General features: G+C 46.4%; 25 protein-coding genes and 1 pseudogene. 5 read left to right on the forward strand and 21 right to left on the reverse strand.

The features are described from left to right. Window position 1 precedes the first annotated feature (1 nt). Window positions 2-2,614, reverse strand: coding sequence for a bifunctional acetaldehyde-CoA/alcohol dehydrogenase (gene adhE, locus ACFQZR_RS18595; protein WP_379348459.1), 2,613 nt, complete (start codon window positions 2,612-2,614; stop codon window positions 2-4). A 319-nt stretch (window positions 2,615-2,933) separates the two neighbouring features. Between adhE and ACFQZR_RS18600 the strand changes: the two genes are divergently transcribed. Then, a complete protein-coding gene (locus ACFQZR_RS18600; RefSeq protein WP_379348461.1) occupies window positions 2,934-3,653 on the forward strand; it encodes a Crp/Fnr family transcriptional regulator in 720 nt (239 codons plus the stop codon). Between the two features lie 37 nt (window positions 3,654-3,690). Here ACFQZR_RS18600 and ACFQZR_RS18605 read toward each other — a convergent pair whose 3' ends face one another. The 15 genes and pseudogenes from ACFQZR_RS18605 to ACFQZR_RS18675 all read right to left on the reverse strand — a co-directional run bounded on the left by ACFQZR_RS18605 (window position 3,691) and on the right by ACFQZR_RS18675 (window position 17,019). Next, a complete protein-coding gene (locus tag ACFQZR_RS18605) occupies window positions 3,691-5,001 on the reverse strand; it encodes a HAMP domain-containing sensor histidine kinase (protein WP_379348463.1) in 1,311 nt (436 codons plus the stop codon). Then, window positions 5,001-5,702 (reverse strand): response regulator transcription factor, encoded by a 702-nt coding sequence (locus ACFQZR_RS18610; RefSeq protein WP_379348465.1) that lies wholly within the window; start codon window positions 5,700-5,702, stop codon window positions 5,001-5,003. Before ACFQZR_RS18610 ends, ACFQZR_RS18605 begins: the two co-directional genes overlap by 1 nt. Before the next feature lie 94 nt (window positions 5,703-5,796). Then, on the reverse strand, window positions 5,797-6,159 hold the full coding sequence (locus tag ACFQZR_RS18615) for a hypothetical protein (protein WP_379348467.1): 363 nt from the start codon (window positions 6,157-6,159) through the stop codon (window positions 5,797-5,799). 101 nt (window positions 6,160-6,260) lie between these two features. Next, complete coding sequence (locus ACFQZR_RS18620; protein WP_379348469.1) at window positions 6,261-6,686, reverse strand: hypothetical protein; 426 nt, start codon at window positions 6,684-6,686, stop codon at window positions 6,261-6,263. Between the two features lie 123 nt (window positions 6,687-6,809). Further along, window positions 6,810-8,912 (reverse strand): copper-translocating P-type ATPase, encoded by a 2,103-nt coding sequence (locus tag ACFQZR_RS18625; protein ID WP_379348471.1) that lies wholly within the window; start codon window positions 8,910-8,912, stop codon window positions 6,810-6,812. Window positions 8,913-9,072: 160 nt separating this feature from the next. After that, the gene (locus tag ACFQZR_RS18630; protein ID WP_379348473.1) at window positions 9,073-9,915 is read right to left on the reverse strand and encodes a DegV family protein; all 843 of its coding nucleotides are present in this window, start codon (window positions 9,913-9,915) and stop codon (window positions 9,073-9,075) included. Between the two features lie 114 nt (window positions 9,916-10,029). Next, complete coding sequence (locus tag ACFQZR_RS18635) at window positions 10,030-10,593, reverse strand: FAD-dependent oxidoreductase (RefSeq protein ID WP_379348475.1); 564 nt, start codon at window positions 10,591-10,593, stop codon at window positions 10,030-10,032. Window positions 10,594-10,661: 68 nt separating this feature from the next. Next, window positions 10,662-11,243 (reverse strand): GNAT family N-acetyltransferase, encoded by a 582-nt coding sequence (locus ACFQZR_RS18640; protein WP_379348477.1) that lies wholly within the window; start codon window positions 11,241-11,243, stop codon window positions 10,662-10,664. Further along, window positions 11,218-11,943, reverse strand: a complete 726-nt coding sequence (locus ACFQZR_RS18645) for an HAD family hydrolase (protein WP_379348479.1) — start codon at window positions 11,941-11,943, stop codon at window positions 11,218-11,220. The genes ACFQZR_RS18640 and ACFQZR_RS18645 overlap by 26 nt, the downstream gene beginning before the upstream one ends. 32 nt (window positions 11,944-11,975) lie before the next feature. Continuing rightward, window positions 11,976-13,058, reverse strand: a complete 1,083-nt coding sequence (locus ACFQZR_RS18650) for a nucleotidyltransferase family protein (RefSeq protein WP_379348481.1) — start codon at window positions 13,056-13,058, stop codon at window positions 11,976-11,978. 448 nt (window positions 13,059-13,506) lie between these two features. Then, a pseudogene (locus ACFQZR_RS18655) lies at window positions 13,507-13,634 on the reverse strand (metal-dependent hydrolase); the annotation flags it as partial. Between the two features lie 37 nt (window positions 13,635-13,671). Next, window positions 13,672-14,097 (reverse strand): GNAT family N-acetyltransferase, encoded by a 426-nt coding sequence (locus ACFQZR_RS18660; RefSeq protein ID WP_379348483.1) that lies wholly within the window; start codon window positions 14,095-14,097, stop codon window positions 13,672-13,674. A gap of 134 nt (window positions 14,098-14,231) precedes the next feature. Further along, entirely contained in the window at window positions 14,232-14,699 is a 468-nt protein-coding gene (locus tag ACFQZR_RS18665; RefSeq protein ID WP_379348485.1) for a GNAT family N-acetyltransferase, read from the reverse strand. A gap of 33 nt (window positions 14,700-14,732) precedes the next feature. After that, window positions 14,733-15,524, reverse strand: coding sequence for a lipid II flippase Amj family protein (locus ACFQZR_RS18670; RefSeq protein ID WP_379348915.1), 792 nt, complete (start codon window positions 15,522-15,524; stop codon window positions 14,733-14,735). A 301-nt stretch (window positions 15,525-15,825) separates the two neighbouring features. Continuing rightward, window positions 15,826-17,019: a peptidylprolyl isomerase gene (locus ACFQZR_RS18675; RefSeq protein WP_379348487.1), complete on the reverse strand. Its 1,194-nt coding sequence runs from the start codon at window positions 17,017-17,019 to the stop codon at window positions 15,826-15,828. A gap of 209 nt (window positions 17,020-17,228) precedes the next feature. Between ACFQZR_RS18675 and msrB the strand changes: the two genes are divergently transcribed. After that, window positions 17,229-18,194 (forward strand): peptide-methionine (R)-S-oxide reductase MsrB, encoded by a 966-nt coding sequence (gene msrB / locus ACFQZR_RS18680; RefSeq protein ID WP_379348489.1) that lies wholly within the window; start codon window positions 17,229-17,231, stop codon window positions 18,192-18,194. Between the two features lie 77 nt (window positions 18,195-18,271). On the opposite strand, the gene ACFQZR_RS18685 is transcribed toward msrB, so the two are convergent. Continuing rightward, complete coding sequence (locus ACFQZR_RS18685; protein ID WP_314585194.1) at window positions 18,272-18,556, reverse strand: HesB/YadR/YfhF family protein; 285 nt, start codon at window positions 18,554-18,556, stop codon at window positions 18,272-18,274. A gap of 193 nt (window positions 18,557-18,749) precedes the next feature. Between ACFQZR_RS18685 and ACFQZR_RS18690 the strand changes: the two genes are divergently transcribed. After that, window positions 18,750-19,703 carry an L-lactate dehydrogenase gene (locus tag ACFQZR_RS18690; RefSeq protein WP_379348492.1) on the forward strand — a complete coding sequence of 318 codons (954 nt, stop codon included), beginning with the start codon at window positions 18,750-18,752 and terminating at the stop codon, window positions 19,701-19,703. On the opposite strand, the gene melA is transcribed toward ACFQZR_RS18690, so the two are convergent. The 3 genes from melA to cdr form a co-directional block, all read right to left on the reverse strand. Next, complete coding sequence (gene melA / locus ACFQZR_RS18695) at window positions 19,700-20,998, reverse strand: alpha-glucosidase/alpha-galactosidase (RefSeq protein WP_379348494.1); 1,299 nt, start codon at window positions 20,996-20,998, stop codon at window positions 19,700-19,702. The two genes, ACFQZR_RS18690 and melA, sit on opposite strands and share 4 nt — an antisense overlap. Window positions 20,999-21,134: 136 nt before the next feature. Beyond that, window positions 21,135-21,395 (reverse strand): metal-sensitive transcriptional regulator, encoded by a 261-nt coding sequence (locus ACFQZR_RS18700; protein WP_018755065.1) that lies wholly within the window; start codon window positions 21,393-21,395, stop codon window positions 21,135-21,137. 19 nt (window positions 21,396-21,414) lie between these two features. Beyond that, on the reverse strand, window positions 21,415-23,910 hold the full coding sequence (cdr, locus tag ACFQZR_RS18705) for a CoA-disulfide reductase (protein WP_379348496.1): 2,496 nt from the start codon (window positions 23,908-23,910) through the stop codon (window positions 21,415-21,417). Between the two features lie 134 nt (window positions 23,911-24,044). Here cdr and ACFQZR_RS18710 point away from each other — a divergent pair, with 134 nt between their 5' ends. Further along, window positions 24,045-24,905 carry an AraC family transcriptional regulator gene (locus ACFQZR_RS18710; protein WP_379348498.1) on the forward strand — a complete coding sequence of 287 codons (861 nt, stop codon included), beginning with the start codon at window positions 24,045-24,047 and terminating at the stop codon, window positions 24,903-24,905. Window positions 24,906-25,005: 100 nt separating this feature from the next. Then, the gene (locus ACFQZR_RS18715) at window positions 25,006-25,155 is read left to right on the forward strand and encodes a hypothetical protein (RefSeq protein ID WP_379348500.1); all 150 of its coding nucleotides are present in this window, start codon (window positions 25,006-25,008) and stop codon (window positions 25,153-25,155) included. A gap of 203 nt (window positions 25,156-25,358) precedes the next feature. Here ACFQZR_RS18715 and aspA read toward each other — a convergent pair whose 3' ends face one another. Beyond that, window positions 25,359-26,783, reverse strand: coding sequence for an aspartate ammonia-lyase (gene aspA / locus ACFQZR_RS18720; RefSeq protein ID WP_379348917.1), 1,425 nt, complete (start codon window positions 26,781-26,783; stop codon window positions 25,359-25,361). Between the last annotated feature and the right edge of the window lie 136 nt (window positions 26,784-26,919).

Consider the following 26,919-nt stretch of genomic DNA (forward strand, 5'->3'; position numbering starts at 1 on the left):
TTTATTCAAATTTACCGTAGAAGGCATTGCGGTAGACATCTGCTAGCTCAGTTACAAGCGGCAATTTCGGATTGGCTGTTGTACATTGATCTTCGAATGCACGATCTGCCAAATAATCAACACGCGATTCAAAATCCTTCGCATCGAAACCAAGCGCTTGGAATGATTCAGGAATGCCTAATTTTCTGTTCAGATCACGGATTGCATTGACCAAGCTATTGACGCCTTCTTCCGTCGTCTTCGCTGGCAATCCTAGAATACGCGCGATTTCTGCGTAGCGCTCATCCGCAACGAAATGGTTATATTTCGGGAACGAGGAGAACTTCGTCGGTTTCTTCGCATTATAACGAATGACATGCGGCATCAAGATCGCATTTGTACGTCCATGTGCTGTATGGTATTGACCGCCCCATTTATGCGCCAAGCTGTGGTTAATGCCTAAGAATGCATTCGCGAAGGCCATCCCTGCAATCGTCGAAGCATTATGCATTTTCTCACGCGCAGTTGGGCAAGCTTCGTTGGCGGATTTCTCCAAGTATTGGAATACCAGCTGGATCGCTTTGATCGCAAGACCATCGGTAAAATCACTCGCCATTACGGATACATAAGCTTCAATCGCGTGTGTCAATACGTCCATGCCTGTATCAGCAACAGCTACTTTAGGCAATGAGTATACGAACTCAGGATCGACAATCGCTACGTCTGGTGTTAATTCGTAGTCTGCCAAAGGATACTTAGTATTACCTTTTTCTTTATCCGTAATAACCGCGAACGATGTTACTTCTGAACCTGTACCGGAAGTCGTCGGAATCGCAACGAATTTCGCTTTTTGTCCGAGACGTGGGTATTTGTAGATCCGTTTGCGGATATCCATGAACTTCTGTTTCAAATCGTCGAAGTCGGTATCAGGGTATTCATAGAACAGCCACATGCCTTTCGCAGCATCCATCGGCGATCCACCGCCAAGTGCGATAATGCAATCTGGTTGGAAACTGTTCATGAGCGCTGTTCCGCGTTCAACCGTTGCTGTCGATGGATCCGGCTCAACATCCGAGAAGATCTCAATCGCAACTGGAGTTTGGCGTTTACGCAAATAATGTTCTACTTTATCAACATATCCAAGCTTCACCATCATTGGATCCGTTACGATCAAGACGCGGCTAATATCCGGCATTTTCTCAAGGTATTGTGTGCTTCCTTTTTCAAAATAAATTTTATCCGGTACTTTGAACCATTGCATATTCACGGTACGATGCGCCACCCTTTTCACGTTAATGAGATTAACTGCTGTAACGTTCGAGGATGTCGAGTTACGTCCGTAAGATCCACAACCAAGTGTGAGCGATGGCATGTTCGTATTATAGATATCCCCGATTGCTCCATGGGTCGATGGAGAGTTAACAATAATCCGACCTGTCTGCAGACGATCCGCGAATCGTGCAATCACATCTTGGTCGTTCGAATGGATCGCTGACGAGTGGCCCATACCGCCGAATGCGACAACTTCTGCTGCGCGATCGATACCTGCTTGAGCATCTTTTACCTTGTAGCAAGCAAGAACTGGACTTAATTTCTCAGCTGATAATGGATATTGTGTACCTACACCGTCAAGTTCAGCGATCAAAATTTTAGTCCCTTCAGGAACTTTGATACCAGCCATCTCAGCAATTTTCGTTGCCGGCTGTCCAACGATGACGGGATTTACCGCACATTTGTCGCCTTTCATCGCGCTGCCTGTTAATTTCGCTGTTTCTTCTTTGGATAAGAAGTAACATCCATTGTCTGTCATTATTTTCTTCACTTTATTATAAATCGGCTCTTCAATGATCACAGCTTGCTCCGAAGCACAGATCATACCGTTATCGAATGTTTTGGAGAGAATTAGGTCAGTAACTGCTTGTTCTATATTCGCTGTTTTCTCGATAAACGCTGGCACGTTACCCGGTCCAACGCCAAGTGCTGGTTTGCCGCAGCTGTATGCCGCCTTCACCATGCCTGATCCGCCAGTTGCTAAGATAAGCGCAATATCTGGGTGATGCATCAATGAATCTGTTGCTTCCATGGAAGGGAACTCGATCCATTGAATACAATTTTTCGGTGCGCCATGAGCGACTGCTGCATCACGTAGAATACGAGCGGCTTCGACGCTGCATTTCTGAGCTGATGGATGGAATCCGAAAATGATCGGGTTACGTGTTTTAATCGAAATCAGAGCCTTGAACATGGTTGTTGATGTCGGGTTGGTTACTGGTGTAATCCCCATCACAATCCCGACAGGTTCAGCAATCTTCTGGAAATTATCGAATGAGTTGTCTTCGATCACGCCAACCGTTTTATCATATTTAATACTGTGGTAAATGTACTCTGTAGCAAAGATGTTCTTCGTAATTTTGTCTTCGTATACGCCACGGCCAGTTTCTTCCACGGCCATTTTGGCAAGTGGCATATGCTGATCCAGTCCTGCAAGCGCCATCGCCTGAACGATGGAGTCGATCTGCTCCTGGTTAAATCCCATGAACTCGTCAAGCGCTGCTTTCGCGTTCATTACGAGGGAATTGATGTGTTCCTGCACAGTAGGTACAGTTTTTTCTGCTTTTGTCTCTTTCACTGCCATGGTTCTCCATCCTCCATTTAAACTTCATATATTTAACAATTCCTGCTTACAAATTGATCATATCACATTGTTCCCCAAATTTCTACGTGAAATTATTCACAAAGTGTGAACATATTGTGAAAGAAATCACAATATCACTTTTTCGATTGTGCTACTATTCGTCAGTGATTTTTACCACAATGTTTACTGAATATTCAAATTTACTTAAAAATTAACGTTATGATGTGATCAAAAACGTGATAAAATAAGTTTGTGAAGAAATGCACATCATAGATTTTAACAACTAAAAAAGTGCATATCAGAGGAGGGAAATGATATTATGACACTTCTATCTCCAACCGATGTAGAAAGAACAGGTAATACCAGCGTATTCTCGGACATGAACTTCAATCGGTTATCTGTCGTAATGAAAGAACGAATTTTTCCAGAGGGATCCCATTTATTCTGGGAGGGCGATCCAACCGACAAACTGTTCTATATTAGCAAAGGCCGAGTCAAAATCACAAAATCGACTGATGAGGGCAAAGAGCTCATTATGTATATGTACCAAGCTGGGGACTTAGTCGGGAATGTCGATCCCTTCAACCAAGGCAAACACAGCTTCACAGCTGAAGTGATGGAAGAGACGGAAATTGGTATCGTGGAGCAGAAAGATCTTGAGCTTCTCCTCTGCCAACATTGCGACTTCTCCATTGAGTTCATGAAATGGATGGGACAGCATCATCGGCTCACGCAGACGAAATTCCGCGACCTCATGCTCTATGGAAAACCTGGCGCCTTATGCTCTACACTAATTCGACTAAGTAATTCTTATGGTGAACCGCACGGAGAACACACGATTATCAACAAGAAAGTAACACATACGGACTTATCCAATATGATCGGTGCGACACGTGAAAGTGTAAATCGGATGCTTAGCGACCTACGTAAGAAAGATGCCATCGAATACGAAGGCGGACTCATTGTCATTAAAGATGTTAAGCAGCTGCAGGAAATTTGTCATTGTGAGAAATGCCCATTATCGATATGCCGCATTTAATAATAAAGACCGCCTAGTCAAAAAGCATAGGTGGTCTTTATTTCGTCTTATATTCAAATGTAAACCTCGCACCACCATTCGGTGATTCCAGACATTCGACCTTCGTCTGCAGCTTATCTGCAATATGCTTGCAGATCGCGAGCCCAATTCCCGTTACTCCCGCTTCGCCGATATAATTCCGTTCGAAGACAGATTGCCGCTCTGCGATGGGCACCCCTGGACCATCATCATCAACGATGATACAAAACCCACTTGGCGTCTGTTCCAGTGTTACTACCACTTCCGTCGCTGCATAGCGAACCGCATTTTGCAGAAAATTAATGGTCAGCTGAAAAATTTGCTCCGCGGGTATAGCCAATTCCATCGCGGCAGCATGCATTTCGATCTTAACCTGACGCTCACTAGCAGCGGGCCCCAATAACTGTACAGCCTGCTCAATCAACTCTTTCAAATCTACATTTGTCATTTTCCATACTTCGTCTAAGGTCTCTAGTCTTGTAAGCTGCAGCAGCTTATCGACCAATTGAATCAGCCGTTTGGATTCCGTCGATACGACCTCTACCCCTTTTTCTACGGACACCACCTGATCTTTAATCGCCTCCGCATATCCCTGAATAGACATTAAAGGCGTACGAAGTTCATGAGATATGTTCTGCAGGAATTCTGTCTGCTGCTGATGATGCAGCCTAATACGTTCGGACATGGTGTGGAATGTATTCATTAACTGTCCAATTTCCGTGTCGTCTCCCTTCGGCATCCGTGCGCCTCGATACGATGGTTCAAATCGGCTCACCGCCTCTTTAAGCTTCATAAGCGGTCTCGTCGTATTCCAGACTAGCCATAAGCCGACGATGAAGATGACGACGAAGCTGATAATGACCGATCTTATCGAGATATGGAGAATTCGATCTGAAACTTGATTCAAAATATCCATTGGCGTATAGACAATGATGCGCAGCCCATTTTTGAGATTTTGATGCGTATACATCATTTTCTCTTGGTTCAGCTCGAAGAAATGATCCTGTCGCCCCATCGAAATATGCACAGTTCGACCAATCATTTCATCATCACCTGCAGCTATGATCTTATCTTCTTTGTTAAGGATAAAAAAATCAGCATAGTACATCCGATCCCGAAAGCGCAATTCCAAATCATCTGAGCTTAAATCCTCGGGATCGCCGCCTTCAATAATTTGTATCCCTTTCTCCATCTGAATACGCAACTGGTTCCTTGCTTGGTCCATTAACATACCATCGACGAGCCGATCTACCATATAGACGGACGTGAATACGGAGAAAATCATGACAATAATGAGTGCAATAAAAATTCGACCTCGAATCGTACGCATCAGCTTTTCACCGTCGCCTTATAGCCGAAACCCCACAACGTATCAATATGGAAAATTGCTCCTGCATCGCCCAACTTCTTACGAAGCCGCTTAACAAGATCGTCAACAACGCGAACTTCGCCCAAGAAATCATATTTCCAGACCTGCTGAATCAGCTGTTCTCGACTGAATGGACGCTCCATATGAGTCGCTAGGAATACGAGCAAATCATACTCACGAGAAGTGAAGGATATCTCCATCCCCTCCACCTCAACGCGGCGAAGCTCCTCACTGACCTTCATATTCCCAACCGTTAAATAAGTTCCATGTTCTGACGTCGTTGCGTCCACAGATTTATGCATTTGAACGAGACGCAGCATACCTTTCACACGCCCAACAAGTTCACGGGGATGAAACGGCTTACGAAGGAAATCATTACACCCCAGCTCCAGACCAATGATCCGGTCCTCTTCCTCCCCGCGTGCTGAAATCATAATAATCGGCATCTCTGTGAATGTACGAATCGTTGTAAGCAGTGACAACCCATTCACGCCTGGCATCATAATATCTAGAATCAGACAGTCCGGCGCCTCTGAACGAATTCGGTCCACAAGTTCGTGACCATCAGGGAAGGATGTCACTTGAAACCCATCCTTACGCAGATACTCTGAAATGAGTTGTAAAATATTCGGATCGTCATCAACAACAAATATATGTGACACCACATGCTCCCTCCTTCGTCTACTTTCCCTTCACTCTAGCAGAAAGCAAGAAAGACAGGAAGACTCCGTCCTCCCGCCTTTATGGATCAATTGCTTACTTCTTGCTACTCGTCGTTGTTTTTGCTTTTGTCGTTGTTGTTGTTTTTGCTTTTTTAATGGCTTTGTGATGATGTTTTTTATGTTTAGATACATGTTTTTTAAGCTTCGCAGCTTTATGTTTTGATTTAACGGCTTTTTTAACGACTTTCACCGTTTTAGCTTTTTTAGGAGCAGGTGCTGGTTTAGTAACCTTCACGGCTTTCGTTGTTGCCGTTTTTGTCTCTACCTTTGCCGCTGCCTTCGTATCTACTTTCTTCGCTGTCGTTGGTGCATCTGCAGCAAAGGCTGCTGTACCAGCGCTAACCACCATCAGTGCAGCTGTCAAACATGTTACAACGGTTTTTTTCAAATTCATCATTTTGTAACTCTCCTCTCGATTGGGTATAACCTAATATTAGCGCCCAATCATGTGAGGATTATCGAAAAATGATGTGAAAAGTGTATGAAAATCAACGTGATTTATTTCGTTTTCGTTTCTTTCACTACGATCTCTAGAATATCGTCTTCTTTGATGACCATATCCATCCGTTTTCCGCTTGTCAGCGGGTTACCATTGAGTAGAATTCCCCAATGGAGCCGCGAATCCAAGGCGACTTCGTTCACAGATACGATATCTTTACCATCTGCAGTTAATTTGATGACACCACTGCCCTCAAGAAGCTGCCGCAATGTGATCCCCTCTTTATACTTACTTAAAATGGATTTCGTAAGATTCGGAACGATATTCCCACCATTAATACCGATAGCAATCGTAGGAACCGTGTTCACCTGCGTACTCTTTAGTACCGGGGCTTCGGAATCGAGATGATCTGTTGTAGAACACGATATGATGAATAAACTTAACATCAATGCGTAAATTCCGAGGATTAGTTTCTTTGAATTCATCGTCGACACTCTCTTTCCGCACATAATCTAACGATTCTATTATGATACAGTTTGTACGAAAAAGGGTATCAAAGCGATTACAAAATGATATCACTCGTTCAAAAGTCCCAAATCAAGGGATTACTACCATTTCGCCTTCTGTAATCGTAAAGCATTCAACACAACCGATATAGAACTTAGCGCCATCGCTGCTCCAACAATCCAAGGCTCTAGCAAGCCAAAAGCCGCAATAGGAATCGCAATCGTATTATACACGAGCGCTAAGAACAGATTTAATTTCATGTTGTTCATCGTCTTATTGCTAATCTGAATGGCATCTGCAATCGAGTTCAGATCTTCTCGCATAATGGTGACATCCCCTGCATCCATCGCCACATCCAAGCTTGGTCCAATCGAAATACCGATATCTGAAGCGGCTAGTGCAGCTCCATTATTCGATACGTCACCTACCATAGCGACCTGATGTCCTTCCGTCTGTAACGTTCGAATGGCTTCTGCTTTCTCATCGGGATGCACTTCCGCAAGGACATGAACAATCCCAACCTCATGCGCAATGGCGTTCGCCGTCCGACGGTGATCTCCTGTCATGAGGACCACTTCAATCCCCATTTGCTTCAATCTTGCAATGGCAGACGCCGTCGTTTCTTTCACCTCATCCGATACCATAAGTGTACCTACATAAGTTCCGTCAACCGCTGCGAGTATTGCTGTTCTGCCCGTTGATTCTAGTGCAGCCAGCTTAGGCTCTGCGACACTGAAGCCAATATGATATTGACTGAGCAATCTTCTGGTACCGATCACAAGATCATGCCCATCGACAACAGCACGTATCCCATAACCTGCATAAGACTCAAGATATTCTATCGTAATCGTATCATCTGCGAGGCTTATACCTCGTTCTTCGATCCCTCGAACGATAGCAGCAGCAATCGGATGAGCAGAACTGCGTTCAGCAAGCCCAATCCAACGCAGCAGCATTTCCGCATTCAGTCCGCTTTGAATTTGATCAAGATTATGCTCGAGCGCTACCTCTGTCAGCGTAGGAAGTCCCTTCGTAATCGTCCCCCGCTTATCTAACACGATCGTGTCTACTTCATGCGTGGATTCGAGGAACTCGCCGCCCTTGAATAGAACACCAACTTCCGCTGCACGACCAGAGCCAACCATTATGGATGCAGGGGTAGCCAGACCAAGTGCACAAGGACAAGCAATAACCAATACCGATATTCCCGCTTCAAGCGCAGCCGCAAGATCTCCGGCCTGGAAGACCATATACCATAAACCAAACGTGATGATAGCAATCATAACCACAATAGGCACGAATACACTCGCAACAGAATCCGCAACCCGCTGAATAGGCGCTTTCGATTGCTGCGCCTCCTCCACCACTTTAATCATGCGGGACAGTACGGTCTGTCCACCGATTCGATCTGCTCTCAAATAGAAGCTCGATTCATCATTAATCGTTGCACCAAAGACACGATCACCGCTTTGTTTAGAGACAAGGCTCTTTTCTCCAGTTAACATCGATTCATCGATGAACGATGCGCCTTCCACAATCGTACCATCTACAGGAATCTGTTCTTTTGGTTGAACGAGCAGAATATCATTCACTTGGACATCTTCAATCGTAACATTGACGGGCTGACCGTCCCGCATAATCGTCGCTGAATGAGGTCTTAAACGCATCAAGGCCTTTACTGCCGCAGAATTCTGCCCTTTCGCTAGAGACTCGAGCAGCTTCCCAATGAGTACCAACGTAATCAATAGAGCACTTGTCTCAAAATAGACGCCAGGCATATAGTAATATTGGTTCGTCCATTTGACCATGGCAACTAGGCTGTAAACGTATGCGGATGTCGTACTTAACACGACGAGCACATCTAGATTCGCAATCCCGTGCCGCAGTGCTTGACAAGCGCCCACATAGAAGGAACGGCCAATCCAGAACTGTACCGGGGTCGCAAGGAGAAATTGTACCCACGGATTAAGTAAGAACGAAGGAACATACATGTTCGTCATCCAGGCAAAACGTGAGATCATCACCCATAAGAGAGGTAAAGATAAAATCACGGATAGAATCAGATTCTTCTGCTGTTCCGCTAGGGTATTCTTCATTATTCGATTGTCCAAGGCGGCACTCGACTTCTCGAATGCATCTATATTACGAACTTGCAATTCCTTCTTATCCATCGACACAACCTCATTCCATCTTGCATAGCTCATTCTATTTATTTCGATTTTTCAACCGATTCATACCTTATTCCTTTATCATAACAACCCCCCATGCCCCGTGCAACATGTTTCACAGTGGGAAATGGAGAAAGCTTTATTCCGAATGAAATAAAAAACATGCGGATAGATCTCCGCATGTTAGATCAATGCTCTATGAAGAATAACTTACGAGAATACCGCCTTCACCCGCATACGTTCCGATGACTGGGCCCATATTCGTAATAATCACTTTGTCGAATGGATATTTGCTCACTAAATCCTTCATGAAGGCTTTGGCCCGCTCTTCACAATTCGAATGGGCGCATGCAATCCAGGATTTATCGGCATGATGCCAAGTTTCCCCTACCTTATCCATCAAATGCTTCATTGTTTTTTGCGTCCCGCGAAGTTTCTCTACGACCTCGACCGCTCCCTCTTCACTCGCCTGCATCAGCAATTTTATATTCAGAACCGAAGCAACCTTCCCTGCCAGGCGGCTCATACGCCCCCCGCGAATGACATTTTCCAATGTATCTAAAGTAAATAAAGTATGCGAGGATGTAATAAGTGCTTGAATTCGTGTAAGCAGCGCCTCAAATGCCATCGTATGTGCCCATTCGGACGCGCGAATCGCAATTAATCCGAGACCCATGGATGTCGTCTTCACATCGATCACTTCCAATTCACCTGTGAAGCCTTCATCACGATACATCTCTTTCGCCATTAATGCATGCTGGTAAGTACTACTTAAGACGGAAGATAACGTCAATACAAGAATGGGCTGCTTCGGATCCGCCGCCTTAAATTGGGTTAGAAACGCCATCGGCGAAGGACTCGATGTCTTCGGAAGCTCTTCGGACGCTTGCATCTTGGCATAGAACAATTCTGAGTCCATATTGGATTTGAACTGTTCATGTCCAAATTGGACGCACAGCGGTACTATTGAAATGTTGTACTGTTCTGAGAGCTCCTGTGTAAGATCTGAGCTGCCATCTGTAATGATTTTGATCGTCATAGATTCGTGATTCTCCCGTCATCATGATGTACTACGTATCCGTCTCATTATACTGACATCATGACACGAGTTCAACACTAGGAATTTTCCTAATCTCGCAATCGATTCATAGGATTAAGATTTCAAGACATCGTGATCCACATAACGTTCGCCGTTCAATTCACTAATAATGTTAATCGCAACCTTCGCGCCGTCACCCGATGTAATAATCGTATGGACACTTGTACCTGCTACCGTACCCGCTGCCCAAATGTTCGCTTGGCTCGTCCGTCCGTCAGCATCTACCGCAATAACTGTCTTAATACGCGGCTCACGGCCTTCTTTTAATTCAAGACCAATATGATTCGCGAGGTCTGTCAACGCGCCTGTTGCAAGCAGAACATGCTTCCCCGTATAGTCGCCGCCCTCGGTATGTACTTGAATTCCTTCTTCTGTGGTTGTCACATTCGTTACTTTCGCTTCCACATATTCCGCGCCAAAGCTTGCAGCCTGCTCAAGGCCTTGGGCAATGAGATCTGGTCCTGATATTTCCTTGATGCCGTAATGGTTCAGCATCCATGCACGCTTCGTCATACTCTGATTGCTATCAATAATCAACGTAGATTTCCCTGCTTTTGCTGCGAAAATCGCTGCACTTCCGCCTGCCGTACCGCCGCCAATAATAATTACATCATACATTTCCATCTCTCCCTTATCGAAATATGTTCCTTATACAACTTAATTATACGATCTTTCGGAGTAGGTTGCTAGTTACTTCCAATTACGACAGGGACCTCGTTACGCAGAATCGAGTACAGCTTGACGCTCTCGAACCGACCTCGGATGAAGAGCTGCTCACGAATCACACCTTCGTAGGTCATTCCAAGCTTCTGCATCACCCGCTCTGAACCAATATTCTCCAGATTACAGCGTGCTTCCAGACGATTCAAATCCATCTTCTGAAATCCGAATTGAAGGACCGTACGCGCAGCCTCACTCATAATCCCTTGATTCCAGTATTCTGCCGATAATGCATAACCAATTTCTGCACGTTGATGTTCCGGCGCCCAGTAGACGAATCCACATGTCCCAATGAATTTGCCATTGGGTTTATATTCGATCCCCCAGTTCGTCACCCGCCCCTCCCGGTAGCGTTGTTCAATCGCATCAAGAAAATACTCCGAATCACGCAGCGTTCGGTGGGTATTCCACATCGTATAACGTGTCACTTCTGCATTGGAGGCATAAGCGAACAAATCCCGCGCATCGCTTCTCCGCATTTTGCGAAGGATCAACCGTTCCGTCTCCAACCGTGGCAAGTTCCTAAATAATTCTTCCATGCTCAGCATCAGCAGCACCTCCACTTATGACTTGCTGTCTGTCGCGATCGAGTTCCTCAATCCGCTGAATCAGTACCTCAAGCGGTAGATCCGCCATCGACATGAGCATCACGTCCTGGATTGTAAACGGCAAACGATGGGTAAGTGCATTGGGAACCGCTACGCCGTATAATCCCGCTGCTTTGGCAGCCGTTAACCCATTGACTGAATCTTCGAAGGCGATCGTTTCATGTCCTTCTACCCCTAGCTGCTTCAAGGCAAGGCGATATAATGCGGGATCTGGCTTCACTTGTTCGACGTCGTCAGCGGTATAGATGCATTCATAGTAGTCGTAAATCTCGTATTTCTTCAAGTAACTCTCTACCCATGCCCGTGGTGAACTCGATGCAAGACCGATCTTGAGACCGGTACGCTTCGCCACGATCAGGTAATCCAGGACACCTTCGCGAAGCTTCTGCTTCTCCATTTTGGATAAGAATAATTCGTGTACTTCTGTTCGCAGCTCTCTTTCATCCGGTTGTCCTTGCAGTTGATCAGCCAAATAACCGTAAGGATTGAAAGCCTCATGACTAGCTCCGATTGCATTGTTGAACAATTCTTCTGGAAATGAAATACCATACTTCGCATACACTTGCTGAAGCGATTCGTACCACGGGGTTTCCGTATCCAAAGTTAATCCATCAAAATCAAACACCACTGCTCTAATCAATGACTTCCCCTCCATCCACAATCTCTAAATTCTTATAATTGCAAACACATATAGTCTTCATCCCAATACAGGTCGTTCCATCGCATCGCACGCGCCTCTTGACCGTACACCTGAAACCCTGCTTGCTCATAGAGACGTCTTGCCGTCTGATTGGTTGTAACAATCGATAAGTTTAATTGCTCCAGTCCGACAATGTTACGTGCATGTACAATGGCCTGCTGCAGTAATGTTCTTCCAATGCCTTGACCTTGCTCGGAAGGTGTCACATACATGCCCCAGAGCACGCCTTTGTGGCGGAACTTCACACCGGATTCCCGGTAAAATCCGATCACTCCTACCAATTCTTGCTCTTCCGTCCACGCACCAAGCACGAATCGATCTGAAGTACTCACGATTTTCGATCGGATTTTTTCCATTGGGTTTTTCATCGCCTCTTCCAGACTCTCGCCAAAGTATTCCGGATAGAGACGTAATCCTTCGAGACGTAGATCTGTAAAGGCTTCGACGTCTGTCTTTTGAAGTTGTCGAATGTGGATTGTCTTCGATGTCGTATCCTCATCTCTTACATGCGTTATCACTTCTAACTTCGGCCATAAGTAACGCCAATTTTTCGACTCAACACGCTGCAAGAAATAATCCACATCTTCAAAATAGGGTCCACGCCGCACTAATAATTGAAATAAATCATCCAGTCCGTGAGGGGCAAAAATCTCAATCCGATCTTGGTCATTGATACGAACCGCGACAGCCGTAGCCGTTTCAGGCCACCGCAGCATCGCGTCAGCGATCGAGTGATATGGCGCGTGATGATTGCGTAGATGCATGCGCGCCTGGTTCTTCACAGACCATTGATATTGCGACATTTGCTTCATGAGGTCCTTCTCGAATCTTCGATCCCGCTCCTCTGACTTCGAACTTGCATCATAATAAATGACATCCACGTCATTGAGCGGTGTACGCGCACCAAATCCATGAAGCCGATCCCAGACGTAATTGCGAATGAACCCAGCTGCGATCGCACCTTCATTCATTTTGAGCGCCCGGACAAGGCGAAGGGCATCGATCATATCCTGGTCCTGCGAAATCCATTGCGTCAGCTGTTGTTCCCAATTCATTCAAGCCACCACCTATGCCTGTTAAGTGCATTTATTATAATCCAAAATAAAAATCAAATGTGTATTTATTTGGAAAAAAAGACAGTTTTCTTGGATGCGTCAAACGCCAGAAAACTGCCCTTATTGCTCACTTGTAGGATGAAATTCCTAATTTCTTGCCTCTGCCTGTTGTATAAGAAAAGCCTTATCTGATACAGTCATGATACGGGGATATTTACCCCAAAACACACGATATTCCTGCACATGTCTTAATGCCGGTCCTAATTGAGTCGCAGAACGATTCCCAAGCATGCATGGTTCATCCAAACCTGTTACAGGAGGTTAGAACAATGAGAATTTTCGCTTCCAAGCTTCGCGTATCTCTTGTTGTGTTGGTGTCCATCTGTCTGCTCGGTACCCAATCTTCGCTCGCCCAAGACCATCATCTGGTCACTCGTAAATCGTAACACTAAGACCAGCCCATACGCTCTCGCAAAGTCGTAATGTGGGCGGTGTGATGCTTGCCGTGCCATGCACATATATTCCTAAGTTCGTCGCAAGTTTCACTTCGCCCGAATCTGGATGGAGAAAGGATTTCTATGCCCAAGCTGCTTCCATGTTCATTTCCCCTGTACTAATCTTCTTCCGTTATATACTCACAGCGGAACCGCTCTACTCCAGGATACTTCTCTCCCAGGCTAAATACAGCAAAACCAATATTACGATAGAAATCTGCTGCATCTTCATCCGTCTCAGCTACAATCGACTTCGGATTCGTGAGCCCAATCAACTCCAGCATAATGCTTCGTCCGTAACCCTGTTCCCGATTCTCAGGTCGAACCGCAATATGCTGCAAGATGAGATTTTGATCTTCATCCATCGTAAAACCGACAATCCCTATTACTTCATCTTCTTCAACCGCGCCGTACAACTGCAACTGATCCTCTTGCTGATAGCGTGCAACGGCTTGCTCTATCCGGTCGGGATCTGGGAAAACGGAGTAACCAATCAGTTCACGAATTTCTTCCTCATTAAGTCGATGTTTGATGTGTTCTAACATGATCATTCACTCCAGTATAGGTAGATTACGAAACTTCTTCGAACCCCCATTATATACGATTACACGATCTGATAAAATATGAATCATAAGACCATAAACATGGCGCCATGGAACAACTTCTCCCTAATAGCGCGCTAGCCCTTGAAATAAAGCTCATATGTATAGAAATGTTCATCTCGTTCATATCCAAGTGATTCGTAGAGGCGCTGGGCTATCTTATTGTCATGCGCAGTGGACAAGGTCAGTCCTTTCGCGCTTGATTCAAGTGCAAAGCGATAGGCCTTATCCATGAGTTGACGTCCAACACGCTGCTTCCTTGCTTCAGAGATTACGAAGAGATCGTTCAAGATCCACAATCGCTGCATGGAAACGGAAGAGAACGAAGGATATAACTGAACGAAGCCAAGACCGCAGCGATCTTCTATTGATGAATACGCGATGAATGCCGTAGATTCCTTGTGCGTAATCCGCTCCTGTAGAAAGGTTGCTGCGCCATCCAAATCTGACGACTGACCGTAGAACATCCGGTATTGATTAAATAATAGAGCTAATTGAGGGACATCCTCTACCCCTGCTTGCTTGATCCATACGGAATTATCCATTTCCTCTGCCTCACTTTCTTCCTCTTAAAATAGTCAAATCCGTGCCGTCATCCATTCGATCCATACGACAGCAGGCATGAAGATCACTTGCCCCAGCAATGTACCTACAAAACGAGACATCATCATGAGCCCATACACCTTGCCAAGCCGATCCTGATCTGCTTCATTACGAAGTGCTCGATCGGTCATGAGCGCAATCTGCGGATCAATTAGCACGGTCATAATGATCGTCGCAATCCCATTAATCAGTCCCGAGGACTGCGATGCAGCGATACCAGATACTGCCACGAAAGAGGCATATAACGCAGCTAACACCCCAACGGTATAGATCGACGTAACGACACAGTTCAATAGGAGTAGCCTTTTGGGAACATTATAGATTCGCAAGGCTCTCAGCATTTTCAATGTGGGTCTACGAAGATGGGTCCGGGCATGCTTCAGCTTGTCCAGCGATACACTCGTGAGCAGCTTCGGAATCGAACCTGACACCTCTAAGTGGGATATCATACGACCTGCAAGAAATACGACAGAAGGAAATAACAGCATGGCAAGCACCGTGCCAATCGACGCTGAACCGATAATCAGACGGAAATATTTCTCAAGAGGAAATCCTGCGTTGAGCTTGGCATAGTCTATCATCTTCCCGACCATAACGCCTTGCAGCATGTTGGAAGTACGGGCGACGAGCACAATCATACCCGATAGGGTTAGCGATACTGCTAGCTTTCCTGTTCGAACACCCGCAAATCGTACAGCATAGGATAACGTCTCCGAGGTATGAATTATCATCGTGAGCAGCGAGACGATCAATAGTTGTTGCAGCATCATTTCCCCTCCAATATACACAACAAACCCACCATCGAAGCATTCTCGTGGTGGACTGTAAGTCGAAGATGATCTAGTCGTAAACATCGTAGCCACCAAGAGTCTTTACGCTCTCATTGTACCACTTTTTACCACTAATGATAAGATCATATGTTCTGACAAAATGTATTGTTTTTTGCACAATTTTATGTAACAGGAATCACAGAGACAAAATGTTCAACGACAGGGAAAGGATCATATATATAGGAAGAGAGCATCCCCCTACCCTAAGGTAGAACGGGATGCTCTAATCGTAATTTCCTTATTTAGCTGGTGTTGTACCTGTCTCTTTTGGAGCCGTTTTGTCGAGTGTATTCGTGATTTTCGCTTTATCGCGCAAGCCTTGAATGTATTCATTCGACATTTCCGAAATTTTCTGCTTCGTCAATTGTTCTTTAATCTCTACTTTTTTATCGTCCAGCGTAGGGTTAACCGCTTCTTTTTTATCCGTTAGTTTAATAATATGGTAGCCAAATTGCGACTTGATAGGCTCGCTGACCTCGCCCACTTTCATCTTGAAAGCTGCCTCTTCAAATTCAGGCACCATTTGGCCTTTGCCGAAGAAGTTCAGATCGCCGCCATTTACCTTCGAACCGGTATCTGTTGATTTCTCTTTTGCAAGAGCTGCAAAATCTGCCCCGCCCTTCAATTCCTTCTCAATGGCATCCGCCTCTTCCTTCGTCTTCACAAGGATATGGGAAGCGCGCACCTGCTCTGGCGTGGACATCGAAGCTTTATTCGCTTCGTAGAAATCTTTGATCTCCTGATCCGTTACATTGACCTTCGGTGTAAGCAGCTTCGTTAATTGCACTTGCGGTATCATTTCTTTACGCAGCGCTTCGACTGTTAGGTTATACTGCGCCAGCATTTGATTGAAGCCTTCATCACCGCCAGAGGATTTCTTAATATTGTCTACTTCCTTGTCAATGTCTGCTTCGGAGACTGTAATATTCGCTTTCTTCGCCTCTTGGCCGATCACCTCGTACATGATCAAACTATTGATTGTATTCGTGCCACCTGCTTCAAGCATGGCGTCATAGAGCTTATCTCTTGTAATGTCCGCGCCATTAACGGAGGCAACGACTTCTTTCCCTTTGTCTAAAGGCGGCTTCAAGGTCACGAATACAAGGCCGATCAATAGAACAGCCGAGATCATCATCCATACCGGCGTCATATTCCGTCTTGATGCTGCTGCAGGTGCTGTTGCAATGGCATTCTGATCTGCCGGGGCTACCGCTGCAGCGACTTGCTCCAATGCAGGCTCCTCTTCTTGCGCTGTCACTTGTTGTACCGACTCCAATTCGTGTTCTTGTTCTGTTGTATGCTCAGCTTCGGAATGGGCTTGTCCAGCAATAACCTCAGCTTCATCGCTCGATGGCGTGTTCTCTGCCCCCTCTGAAGCTGCCGATGCAGCTACCTCCTCTTCCGTAAGATTCTTCTTTTCTTTATTTTCCACGTAATAACTCCCTTTCAACTTTCATGGTATGAGTATTCTTTCCACACACTATACCAGAACACCTCTCACCAAACCTTAAACTTAGATAAAAAACCACTTGCTTTCCTTAAGGCAGCTTTAAGGTTTACGCTGTCCGATTTGTAACGGACCGCCACATCTATTATGATAAAGATCACAGTAACCCTCTTAGAAACGGAGTGAAAACAACCATGTCATCTGCAACGAATCAAGCGTTAGCGACCTTTGCCGGTGGATGCTTCTGGTGTATGGTATCCCCCTTTGATGAAATGCCAGGAATCCATCGAGTCGTATCTGGATACACAGGCGGACACACCGAGAACCCAACGTATAAGGAAGTCTGTTCCGAGACGACTGGTCATTACGAAGCCGTCCAAATTACGTTCGACCCTGCAATCTTCCCGTACACGAGGCTGCTCGAACTCTTCTGGCAGCAGATCGACCCAACCGATGCAGGCGGACAGTTCTATGACCGCGGCTCTTCTTACCAGACCGCCATCTTCTACCATTCAGAGGAACAGCGTGAGCAAGCCGAAGCATCGAAGCAAGCTCTCGCAGCGAGTGGACGGTTCGATAAGCCCATTGCCACCGAGATTCTACCAGCAGCTCCATTCTATGCAGCAGAAGATTATCATCAAGGCTACTATCGAACGAATCCATCTCATTATAAGCGATACCGTACAGGATCTGGACGCGACGCCTTCATCGCAGCGCATTGGGGGAAGGCGATCAGCAAGGAAGAACTTCATACCAAGCTTACGCCAATCCAATATGAAGTAACACAAAACAACGGAACAGAACCGCCGTTCCGCAATGAATTCTGGGATCATCATGGCGAAGGGATCTATGTCGACATCGTCTCCGGCGAGCCGCTATTCAGTTCGCTAGACAAATTCGATTCTGGATGCGGATGGCCGAGCTTCACGAAGCCGATACGAGCCCATCAAGTCGTCGAGAAAGTCGATATGAGCCATCTCATGATCCGTACGGAGGTCCGAAGCAAAGAGGCCGATTCGCATCTTGGCCATGTGTTCAACGACGGACCTGGGGAGAATGGTCTACGATATTGCATCAACTCCGCTGCCCTTCGGTTTGTTCCTGTCGATCGCCTGGAGGAAGAAGGCTACGGCATCTACAAGAGTTTATTCCAAGTCTAATACTGAGTACCCGTTGCTGACCCAACACGAAACGCCGAACTCCGACCCGCTGATGCGGGAGGATTTCGGCGTTTGCATTATGCTGACGGCATGAAGAACTTGATCTCCTCCCCTTCGCAATCAATCGTTAGGTTACGGCCTTCGAGGAACCATACATCCTGCTCTTCCATGTAGAACGTAATATGATTTTCGATAGCCATCAACCCGATGAACATTGGACGATCATGCTGGATCCCCAGCCAATAAGGCCCATCCTCACTCATTCCGCAATAACGAACAAAAATACGAACGACATCCCCACGAGCAAAGCCCCATTCCTTCTGAAAACATTCCACAGCGGATGTTGTCACATGCAGCTTCATCGGTTACCCTCCTCCATTCAATGGCCTTATCGTTATATATTCAAGATGTAAGCGGTTAAACCCAATATTTTCATAAAATGGCCATCGTTATTGCATACATATCTTTGTTTAGAGGGTACACTGTATGGGGACCTATATCATCTTACATACCAAGTAATAAGCTACAAATTTTTTGAAAATGGGAGTGTTTATCATGAATGAACATCAACAACGAGTTACACGCGTCGCCTTAATTGGCTCCGGATTCGTCGGTGCAAGCTATGCTTTCGCACTATTAAACCAAGGCATTACGACTGAACTTGTCATTATTGATAAGAATGAATATAAAGCGGAAGGGGATGCAATGGACCTGAACCACGGCATTCCATTTGCACCTTATATGAAAATATGGGCGGGCGATTATGAGGATTGCGCAACAGCCGATCTCGTGGTCATCACGGCAGGAGCGAACCAAGCGCCTGGCGAGACGCGGCTAGATTTGATCAATAAGAATGCTTCGATCTTCAAAGGCATTGTCGATGGAGTTATGAAGAGCGGATTCCAAGGGATCTTCCTCGTCGCGACGAATCCTGTCGATGTCTTAACCTATGTCACTCAGAAGTACTCTGGATTGCCTGCGGGCCGTGTGTTCGGTTCAGGTACAATCCTCGATACGGCGCGTCTTCGCTTCTTGCTCGGACAAGAATTCGATATTGACCCGCGAAGCGTGCATGCTTATGTCATGGGTGAGCATGGGGATACTGAATTACCGATTTGGAGCAACACGAATATCGGGGGCCGATCACTGCGCGATTATCAGCAGAAGCAAGGATATCCGTCGCAGGAGAAGCTGGATGAAATCTTCGTCAATGTCCGCGATGCAGCCTATCAAATTATTGAACGAAAGGGCGCAACTTACTACGGTATCGCCATGGGGCTAGCGCGATTAACCAAGGCTATTCTGTGGAACGAGAATGCGGTGCTCTCCGTATCGACGCTGCTAACAGGACAATACGGACTAAATGACGTATATCTGGGTGTGCCAGCGGTCGTGAACCGTTCAGGCGTAAGAGAAGTCGTGGAATTAAAATTAGCCGAGGATGAGCTTCAGAAGCTGCATCACTCGGCCAATATTCTCAAACAGGCGATTCAATCCATTAAGCATTAAACATATTTAGGCAAGTAGTCTCCATGGGCTTCAATGAGCTCATCACACATCGCGATGATATCATCCATCGACAGCTCTGCAGCTGTATGCGGATCTAGCATTGCGGCGTGGTAGATGTGCTCTTTGCGGCCCGTCATTGCAGCTTCGATCGTCAGGAGCTGCGTATTGATATTCGTACGATTCAATGCCGCACATTGCGGTGGAAGATCCCCGACATACGTAGGCGTAACCCCGTTACGATCCACAAGACATGGCACCTCGACACAAGCTTCACGCGGCAAGTTCGTAATCAATCCCGTATTCATCACGTTACCACCGATCCGGAACGGCTTATCTGTCTCAATCGCTTCCATGATGTGTGACGCGTATTCATGTGTACGTTTATGCGTTAAATCGTTGTTATTCACCAGCGAATCGCGCATTCTCTTCCAGCCTTCAATTTGCTCAATGCAACGGCGCGGATACTCATCTAATGGAATGTTGAAGCGCTCAATGAGTTCTGGATAATTGCGTTTAATGAAGTACGGATGATACTCCGCATTATGCTCCGAAGATTCCGTGATATAATATCCGAATTTCAGCATCATTTCGAAGCGTACCTTGTCATAATGGCTCTCTTGCTGCTTCAGTGCTGCCAGGCGTTTAATTTCAGGGTACAGATCTTCGCCGTCTTTCGTCACAGAAAGAAGCCATGCCATATGGTTAATCCCCGCGATTTGGTATTTCACGCCCTCGGTATCGATTCCTAATTGAGAGAACAAGTGCGGTACACATACTTGTACACTATGGCATAGACCTACCGTCTTAATACCCCCGTACGTATTCATGACATTCGTAAGCACAGCCATTGGGTTCGTATAGTTCATGAACAACGCATCAGGACATACCTCTTGCATATCTCTTGCAAAATCGAGCATAACCGGAATGGTACGCAAGTTCCGGAAGATCCCGCCAATCCCAACTGTATCGGCAATCGTCTGGCGCAAACCGTATTTTTTCGGAATTTCGAAATCCGTAATCGTACAAGGGTCATATCCACCCACTTGAATTGCATTTGCAACATACTTTGCACCGCGCAGCGCTTCTTTGCGATCGGTATAAGCCACAATTCGGCACGTGCTTCCGAGCGTATTTTTGAGATTATTCAACATTTTCTCCGAATCTCTTAGACGCTCCATATCAATATCGAACAAGGCAATTTCGAATCCTTGAAGCGCTGGGGTCATCATGCTATCGCCTAGGACATTTTTGGCAAATACTGTACTTCCCGCACCGAGAAATGTAATCTTCGACATCTGTTTCCGCCTCCATCAGGTTCATCAGTCAGGTCCCTCAACCACTTGGGCCTCTTGTATTAACTATACTCAGCCCAAGTTCTTGGCACTATGGAAGGAAACAACATGAATATGGAGAAATGCAATATTTTATAGATTATCTACTCTTAACAAGCAGCTGAACCGCTTCCTGTATAACCTCATCCGGGTTATTCCCTTTGCCCAGCTCTTCCTTCACACACTCCGCTAGATTCGTTCCGACGACAAGACCTATCGTACGGTCCACCGCGGTACGAATGGCCGAGAGCTGCGTAATGACATCACGGCAATCTTTTTCATTCTCCATCATGCGAAGCACACCTTGCACCTGTCCCTCAATTCTTCGCAATCGATTGCGCATCTGATCCGTATATTCCATCTTCCGACACCCCTCTTGTCTAAATAAATAAATTCAAGCCTGCATCTTCCGCATCGCCAAGGTAGGTTGCGACGCCGCCGTATTCTACACCATCGATTAATTCTTCTGCCTTGATCCCCATAATGTCCATACTCATCGTGCACGCTACGAGCTTAACGCCAACATCTACAGCATTCTTCATTAGCGTTTCCAGAGAGTCAACATTTTTGCGGTCCATCGCATATTGAATCATTTTGGCACCCATGCCGCCCATGTTCATCTTCGATAACGGCAGCGCCTTCGGTCCTTTAGGCATCATCATTCCGAACATTTTCTCCATCAGGTCCTTATCTACAGTCGTATCGCTTGGCCCAGACTTCCGCAGCACATTCAGTCCCCAGAATGTGAAGAACATCGTAACTGGTTTCCCCATGGCAGCCGCGCCCGTCGCGATGATGAACGAGGCGATCGTCTTGTCCAAATCCCCGCTGAATACGACCAGCGTCGCACCATTTTTGACAGTACTAGATTGTGATTCCACTGCGTTGTTCACACTGCCTTTCTGAATCAACACACGACAGACTTTATTCTCGAAGGAAGATTCCAGCAGCGTATTGCCTGTCTTCTCACACCATGATGCGATATCGCTCGAGAACCCCGGATCGGTCGCTGTAACTTCGGCAATCTCGCCATCCTTCATATTACTGATTGTCTGATATACCTGTAGAATCGGGCCCGGACACTGCAAGCCGCAAGCATCTACCGTTACCTGAATGGTGCGGGGCTGCGTCACAACCGATTGAACCGTCTCCACAGCTGCAGCCACAGTCGATACCACCTCTGCGTCTACCTTACGCTGCTGTTTTCGCTTCTCCATATCTGCTTGCTCCCTCCGAATCACGCTATAGGTTTTGTACCCACCATCCACATTCTTCACTTGGCGCCCATGTTCACTCAGAATCCGTGCTGCGAGATAACCTCGCAATCCAACCTGACATGAGACGTACACGGTCTGATCCGCAGGAATGTCCTGCATTCGATTGCGCAGCTCACCAAGTGGAATGTTGATTGATCCCGAAATGAAGCCCGCTTCCCGCTCGATTGGTTCTCGAACGTCAATAACGAGCCCGCCTTGCGCGATAATCTCATCGATCTCATGCCACTGTACGGTTTCTACGAGTCCATCAACGATGTTAGAAGCGACGTAACCTGCCATATTAACCGGATCCTTCGCTGATGAGAACGGTGGTGCATAGCTCAATTCCAGATCTGGCAAATCAAGAACTGTCAAGCCACCCTTGATCGCCGTGGCAATGACATCGATTCGTTTGTCTACCCCATCGGCTCCTACAGCTTGCGCGCCATAGATCTGCCCTGTCTCCTTATTGAACACCAGCTTCAAGGAAATCGGTGAAGCACCTGGGTAATAACCGGCATGAGAGCTCGGATGGACATGAATCACTTCATAATCGATACCTAACTTGCTCAGCGTCTTTTCATTGCTGCCTGTCACAGCAGCCGTGAGATCGAATACTTTCACGATCGCTGTACCTAATGCCCCGGCGTAGGCAACATTCTTGCCGTTAATATGGTCAGCGACTAATCGGCCTTGACGATTCGCACCCCAGGCGAGCGGCACCATCGTCTTGAAGCCATGAATGTAATCGTTCACCTCGACCGCATCACCGATCGCATAAATAGTCGGATCACTCGTCTGCATGGATGTATTCACTTGAATAGCCCCTCGAACCCCTAAATCAAGTCCTGCGTCTTTGGCAAGCTGATTCTCCGGCTGAACGCCAATCGCAAGGATGATCATATCGGTGTTTATTCTTCTGCCGCTCGTTAATTGAATCATCTTCCCATGCGCTTCAAATGCAGCAACACCGTCTTCCAGAATAAGCTCGATCCCTTTCGACGTCATATGCTGCTGAACAATTGCGGCCATCTCCACATCCAGCGGTGCCATGACCTGATTCTGCATTTCAACCAATGCCACTTCAAGACCGCGTTCCCGTAGATTCTCAGCCATCTCCACCCCGATGAACCCACCGCCGATAACAACCGCATGCTTCGGCTGCGCTTGGTCAACATAGGATTTGATGCGATCCGTATCAGGAATATTACGCAGCGTGAATAAGGAAACTTCTGCTTCCTCAATCCCTGGGATCTGCGGACGGATCGGCTTCGCTCCAGGCGATAAGATGAGGAGATCATACGCCTCTTCATACGTCTCACCCGTTACGACATGACGTACTTCCACAACTTTACGATCCCGATGAATCACGGTGACTTCACTATAATTACGAACATCCAGATTAAATTTACCGGACATCCCTTCAACGGTTTGAACCAACAACTTCTTACGATCCTTAATGACATCTCCAATATAATAAGGCAGTCCGCAATTGGCGAACGAGATATGCTCCCCACGTTCGAACATGACGATTTCGTCCTGCTCACTTAATCTCCGCAAGCGCGCTGCTGCACTCGCACCTCCAGCTACGCCACCGACAATAACAATCTTCTTCCCCATGATGTTAGCTCCTCTCTGCTTAACCTCGAAATGATAAAATAAATACCCCATGGGGTATATTATATAGCATAACCATTCCCAAGTCCAGCGACCTGTGGTAGGCTGTCCGTAAGAGACTTTGTGAGGTGACATCCATGAATCGAGAGCCCTTCGTCCGAATGGTCGTCAATCCATACCCGGCTCCTGGCGAGATCGAACCATTATTTAGCGGAGAATCGCAAACCGAGCCTCTGCATCATATGGGGCCAACATTTATAGACTATTACCTTGTACATTACGTCATTTCGGGACGTGGAACATTTCAACTGCGTGGTCGAACGTACGAATTAGGCACAGGCGATAGTTTCTTCATCTTCCCGAAGGAAATGTACAAATATCAAGCGGATGAAGAAGAGCCTTGGCATTACTGTTGGATGGCCTTCCTCGGTACAGGCGTTGACCCGCTCTTGCAGCAATTGCAGATCACGCCCCAGAATCCGATCGTGCATACCGTAGATCATCGACGAATGCTTCCCTTATATCGCAGGATATACAACACCTTGCAACAAGGCGATCCCTTATGCGAGTTAGAGAGCACAGGCTATATGAAGCTGATTTTCGCAGCTTACGGACGTTCCCAAACAGCCTACAGCCATATCCCACCGCTCGACGCCAAATCGGATATTGAACGCCAAGTAGAGCAAGCTGTTCGTTGGCTGACCTATCAATACGCAGAACAAGTGTCCATTGAACAAATGTCACACGCATTAGGTTATAACCGCATCTATCTGTCCAAAATGTTCAAACAAATCATTGGGATGTCACCCATGCAGTTTCTAACCAAAATCCGCATGGAACGTGCACAATCCATCCTTGGCACGAAGCTTACGATTGATCAGATTGCTTCATCTGTTGGCTTCAAAGACCCTCTATATTTCTCTAAGCAGTATAAGAAATTTCATGGCATTGCGCCTTCCGAACACCGCGCACTTATGCACAGCAGAACTTCCAATTGACTCCAACCCGTTACAAAAAGAAGCGGCCCGAAGTTTATGCAACTTCAGACCGCTCCTGCTATTAAATCCATTTCCTAACCGGTTCATCCCATTTGGATCCATGCTGGTGAAGACAACGGGTATTGAACAACTTCGCCATGATGACCATAATACACCCGCAAACTCTGCATTCTCTACCCTCATATTCCTGACAACGGTTGCAGGATGCGAGTCGATGATGATAGGTGTCATCATCGACCAGATGAAATGAATCTGAACACTCAATCCTCTTGATCATGCGCTCAATTGCCTCATCTGTTATCATTCGTGAATCGGTACAGCCTATGCAGTTTCCATTCATCCATAATCACCGCCTATCTTTCCATCGAATGGGATTGGAAATATTTTACGATAACTACAGATGATTGGCAGTAATATTCCTCACAAAAGCGATATGAATTCTCGTATCCGATCTTATTCCCGATCTAACAGCGATGCGCCAGCAATGCCTGGATGCGTCATTTCAAAAGGATCCAAGATGATATTTAACTCCTCTTCGCTAAGAAGGTTATGCTCTAGAATCAGATCCCGCACAGCTCTTCCGGTCTCAATCGCAAGACGAGCGATCCGTGCAGCCGCTTCATAGCCTAGATGCGGATTTAGCGCAGTAATGATCCCAACACTGCGATCCACATAATCTTTGCATTGCTCCACATTCGCTTCAATACCTTCCACACAATCTTTGCGGAAGACTTGGAAGACTTGATTCATGATCCGAAGGGATTGCAGCAGGTTGAACACAAGGACAGGCTCCATCACGTTCAATTCGAGTTGTCCCGCTTCCGATGCAAGACAAATCGTGTGGTCATTACCGATCACTTGGAACGCTACCTGATTGACGACCTCGCACATAACAGGATTCACCTTGCCTGGCATGATGGAAGAACCCGGTTGGCGGGCCGGAAGACGAATTTCGCCAAGTCCTGCGCGAGGACCTGATGCCATGAGGCGAAGATCATTGGCGACTTTGGACATGTTGATCATACAGACTTTGAGCGCGGCAGATACTTCGGTATAAGCATCCGTATTCTGCGTTGCATCAATCAGATCTTCCGCATTTTCCAGCGGGAATCCGCTGATCGAAGCCAAGGTCTCGACGACGCGTGTAATATATCGTGGGTCAGCATTCAGCCCTGTCCCTACAGCCGTTGCACCCATGTTCACTTCATATAGATGTTGTCTTGTCTGCCCAATCCGATGAATGTCGCGCTGCAATACTTTCGCATAGGCTGCGAACTCTTGCCCAAGGCGAATCGGAACGCCATCTTGTAGATGCGTTCTACCCATTTTGATGACATGATCGAATTCGACTGATTTCTTCAAAAAGGCTTCACGAAGTTGTTCCATCGTCACGAGCAGCTTCTCGATACAAGCTAGTGTTGCAATATGAATGGCTGTTGGGAACGCATCATTCGTCGATTGCGCCATATTTACGTGCGTATTCGGGCTAATCGCGAGATAATCTCCTTTTTCCTTACCCATCAGCTCCAAGGCGCGATTGGCGATGACTTCATTCGCATTCATGTTAATCGATGTCCCCGCTCCGCCTTGAATCGGATCGACCACGAATTGTTCGTGCCATTGTCCTGCGATGATCTCATCTGCCGCTTGTACGACAAATTCGCCGATATGCGCAGGTAACCTTCTAATTTCCATATTCGTAAGCGCCGCGGCCTTCTTGACCATCACGATCGCTTTAATTAATTCCTCATCCATACGATAACCCGTAATCGGAAAATTATCGATTGCGCGTGCTGTCTGAATACCATAATAGACATTCATGGGCACTTCCTTCGTTCCTAGAAAATCCTTCTCAAGACGCACTTGTGCTTGTACCATCATTCATTCCCCCTAATAGGTCAGAGCTGTTATGGAACGGTTCCTGAAGCGGCGACGAATCGTTCGTAAGCGTTTACAGGACCATTATATCATATGAAAATTTTAAATCTAGTAAGGACCCCAAACATCCTCTGAT

It is taken from the genome of Paenibacillus sp. GCM10027629, from assembly GCF_042676425.1.
Lineage (GTDB): Bacteria > Bacillota > Bacilli > Paenibacillales > Paenibacillaceae > Paenibacillus_K > Paenibacillus_K terrigena.

Bases quoted from the DNA above. Each gene is read 5' to 3' on its own strand.
- ACFQZR_RS18600 (WP_379348461.1), top strand. From the start codon at position 2,934: ATGACACTTCTATCTCCAACCGATGTAGAAAGAACAGGTAATACCAGC.
- aspA (WP_379348917.1), bottom strand. From the start codon at position 26,783: ATGGTACAAGCACAAGTGCGTCTTGAGAAGGATTTTCTAGGAACGAAG.
- ACFQZR_RS18690 (WP_379348492.1), top strand. From the start codon at position 18,750: ATGAATGAACATCAACAACGAGTTACACGCGTCGCCTTAATTGGCTCC.
- ACFQZR_RS18670 (WP_379348915.1), bottom strand. From the start codon at position 15,524: ATGCTGCAACAACTATTGATCGTCTCGCTGCTCACGATGATAATTCAT.
- ACFQZR_RS18665 (WP_379348485.1), bottom strand. From the start codon at position 14,699: ATGGATAATTCCGTATGGATCAAGCAAGCAGGGGTAGAGGATGTCCCT.
- ACFQZR_RS18715 (WP_379348500.1), top strand. From the start codon at position 25,006: ATGCTGGTGAAGACAACGGGTATTGAACAACTTCGCCATGATGACCAT.
- cdr (WP_379348496.1), bottom strand. From the start codon at position 23,910: ATGGGGAAGAAGATTGTTATTGTCGGTGGCGTAGCTGGAGGTGCGAGT.
- ACFQZR_RS18605 (WP_379348463.1), bottom strand. From the start codon at position 5,001: ATGCGTACGATTCGAGGTCGAATTTTTATTGCACTCATTATTGTCATG.
- ACFQZR_RS18620 (WP_379348469.1), bottom strand. From the start codon at position 6,686: ATGAATTCAAAGAAACTAATCCTCGGAATTTACGCATTGATGTTAAGT.
- ACFQZR_RS18650 (WP_379348481.1), bottom strand. From the start codon at position 13,058: ATGAATTGGGAACAACAGCTGACGCAATGGATTTCGCAGGACCAGGAT.
- ACFQZR_RS18660 (WP_379348483.1), bottom strand. From the start codon at position 14,097: ATGTTAGAACACATCAAACATCGACTTAATGAGGAAGAAATTCGTGAA.
- ACFQZR_RS18615 (WP_379348467.1), bottom strand. From the start codon at position 6,159: ATGATGAATTTGAAAAAAACCGTTGTAACATGTTTGACAGCTGCACTG.
- ACFQZR_RS18625 (WP_379348471.1), bottom strand. From the start codon at position 8,912: ATGAGCTATGCAAGATGGAATGAGGTTGTGTCGATGGATAAGAAGGAA.
- msrB (WP_379348489.1), top strand. From the start codon at position 17,229: ATGTCATCTGCAACGAATCAAGCGTTAGCGACCTTTGCCGGTGGATGC.
- ACFQZR_RS18635 (WP_379348475.1), bottom strand. From the start codon at position 10,593: ATGTATGATGTAATTATTATTGGCGGCGGTACGGCAGGCGGAAGTGCA.
- ACFQZR_RS18630 (WP_379348473.1), bottom strand. From the start codon at position 9,915: ATGACGATCAAAATCATTACAGATGGCAGCTCAGATCTTACACAGGAG.
- ACFQZR_RS18685 (WP_314585194.1), bottom strand. From the start codon at position 18,556: ATGAAGCTGCATGTGACAACATCCGCTGTGGAATGTTTTCAGAAGGAA.
- ACFQZR_RS18710 (WP_379348498.1), top strand. From the start codon at position 24,045: ATGAATCGAGAGCCCTTCGTCCGAATGGTCGTCAATCCATACCCGGCT.
- ACFQZR_RS18640 (WP_379348477.1), bottom strand. From the start codon at position 11,243: ATGCTGAGCATGGAAGAATTATTTAGGAACTTGCCACGGTTGGAGACG.
- melA (WP_379348494.1), bottom strand. From the start codon at position 20,998: ATGTCGAAGATTACATTTCTCGGTGCGGGAAGTACAGTATTTGCCAAA.
- ACFQZR_RS18700 (WP_018755065.1), bottom strand. From the start codon at position 21,395: ATGGAATATACGGATCAGATGCGCAATCGATTGCGAAGAATTGAGGGA.
- adhE (WP_379348459.1), bottom strand. From the start codon at position 2,614: ATGGCAGTGAAAGAGACAAAAGCAGAAAAAACTGTACCTACTGTGCAG.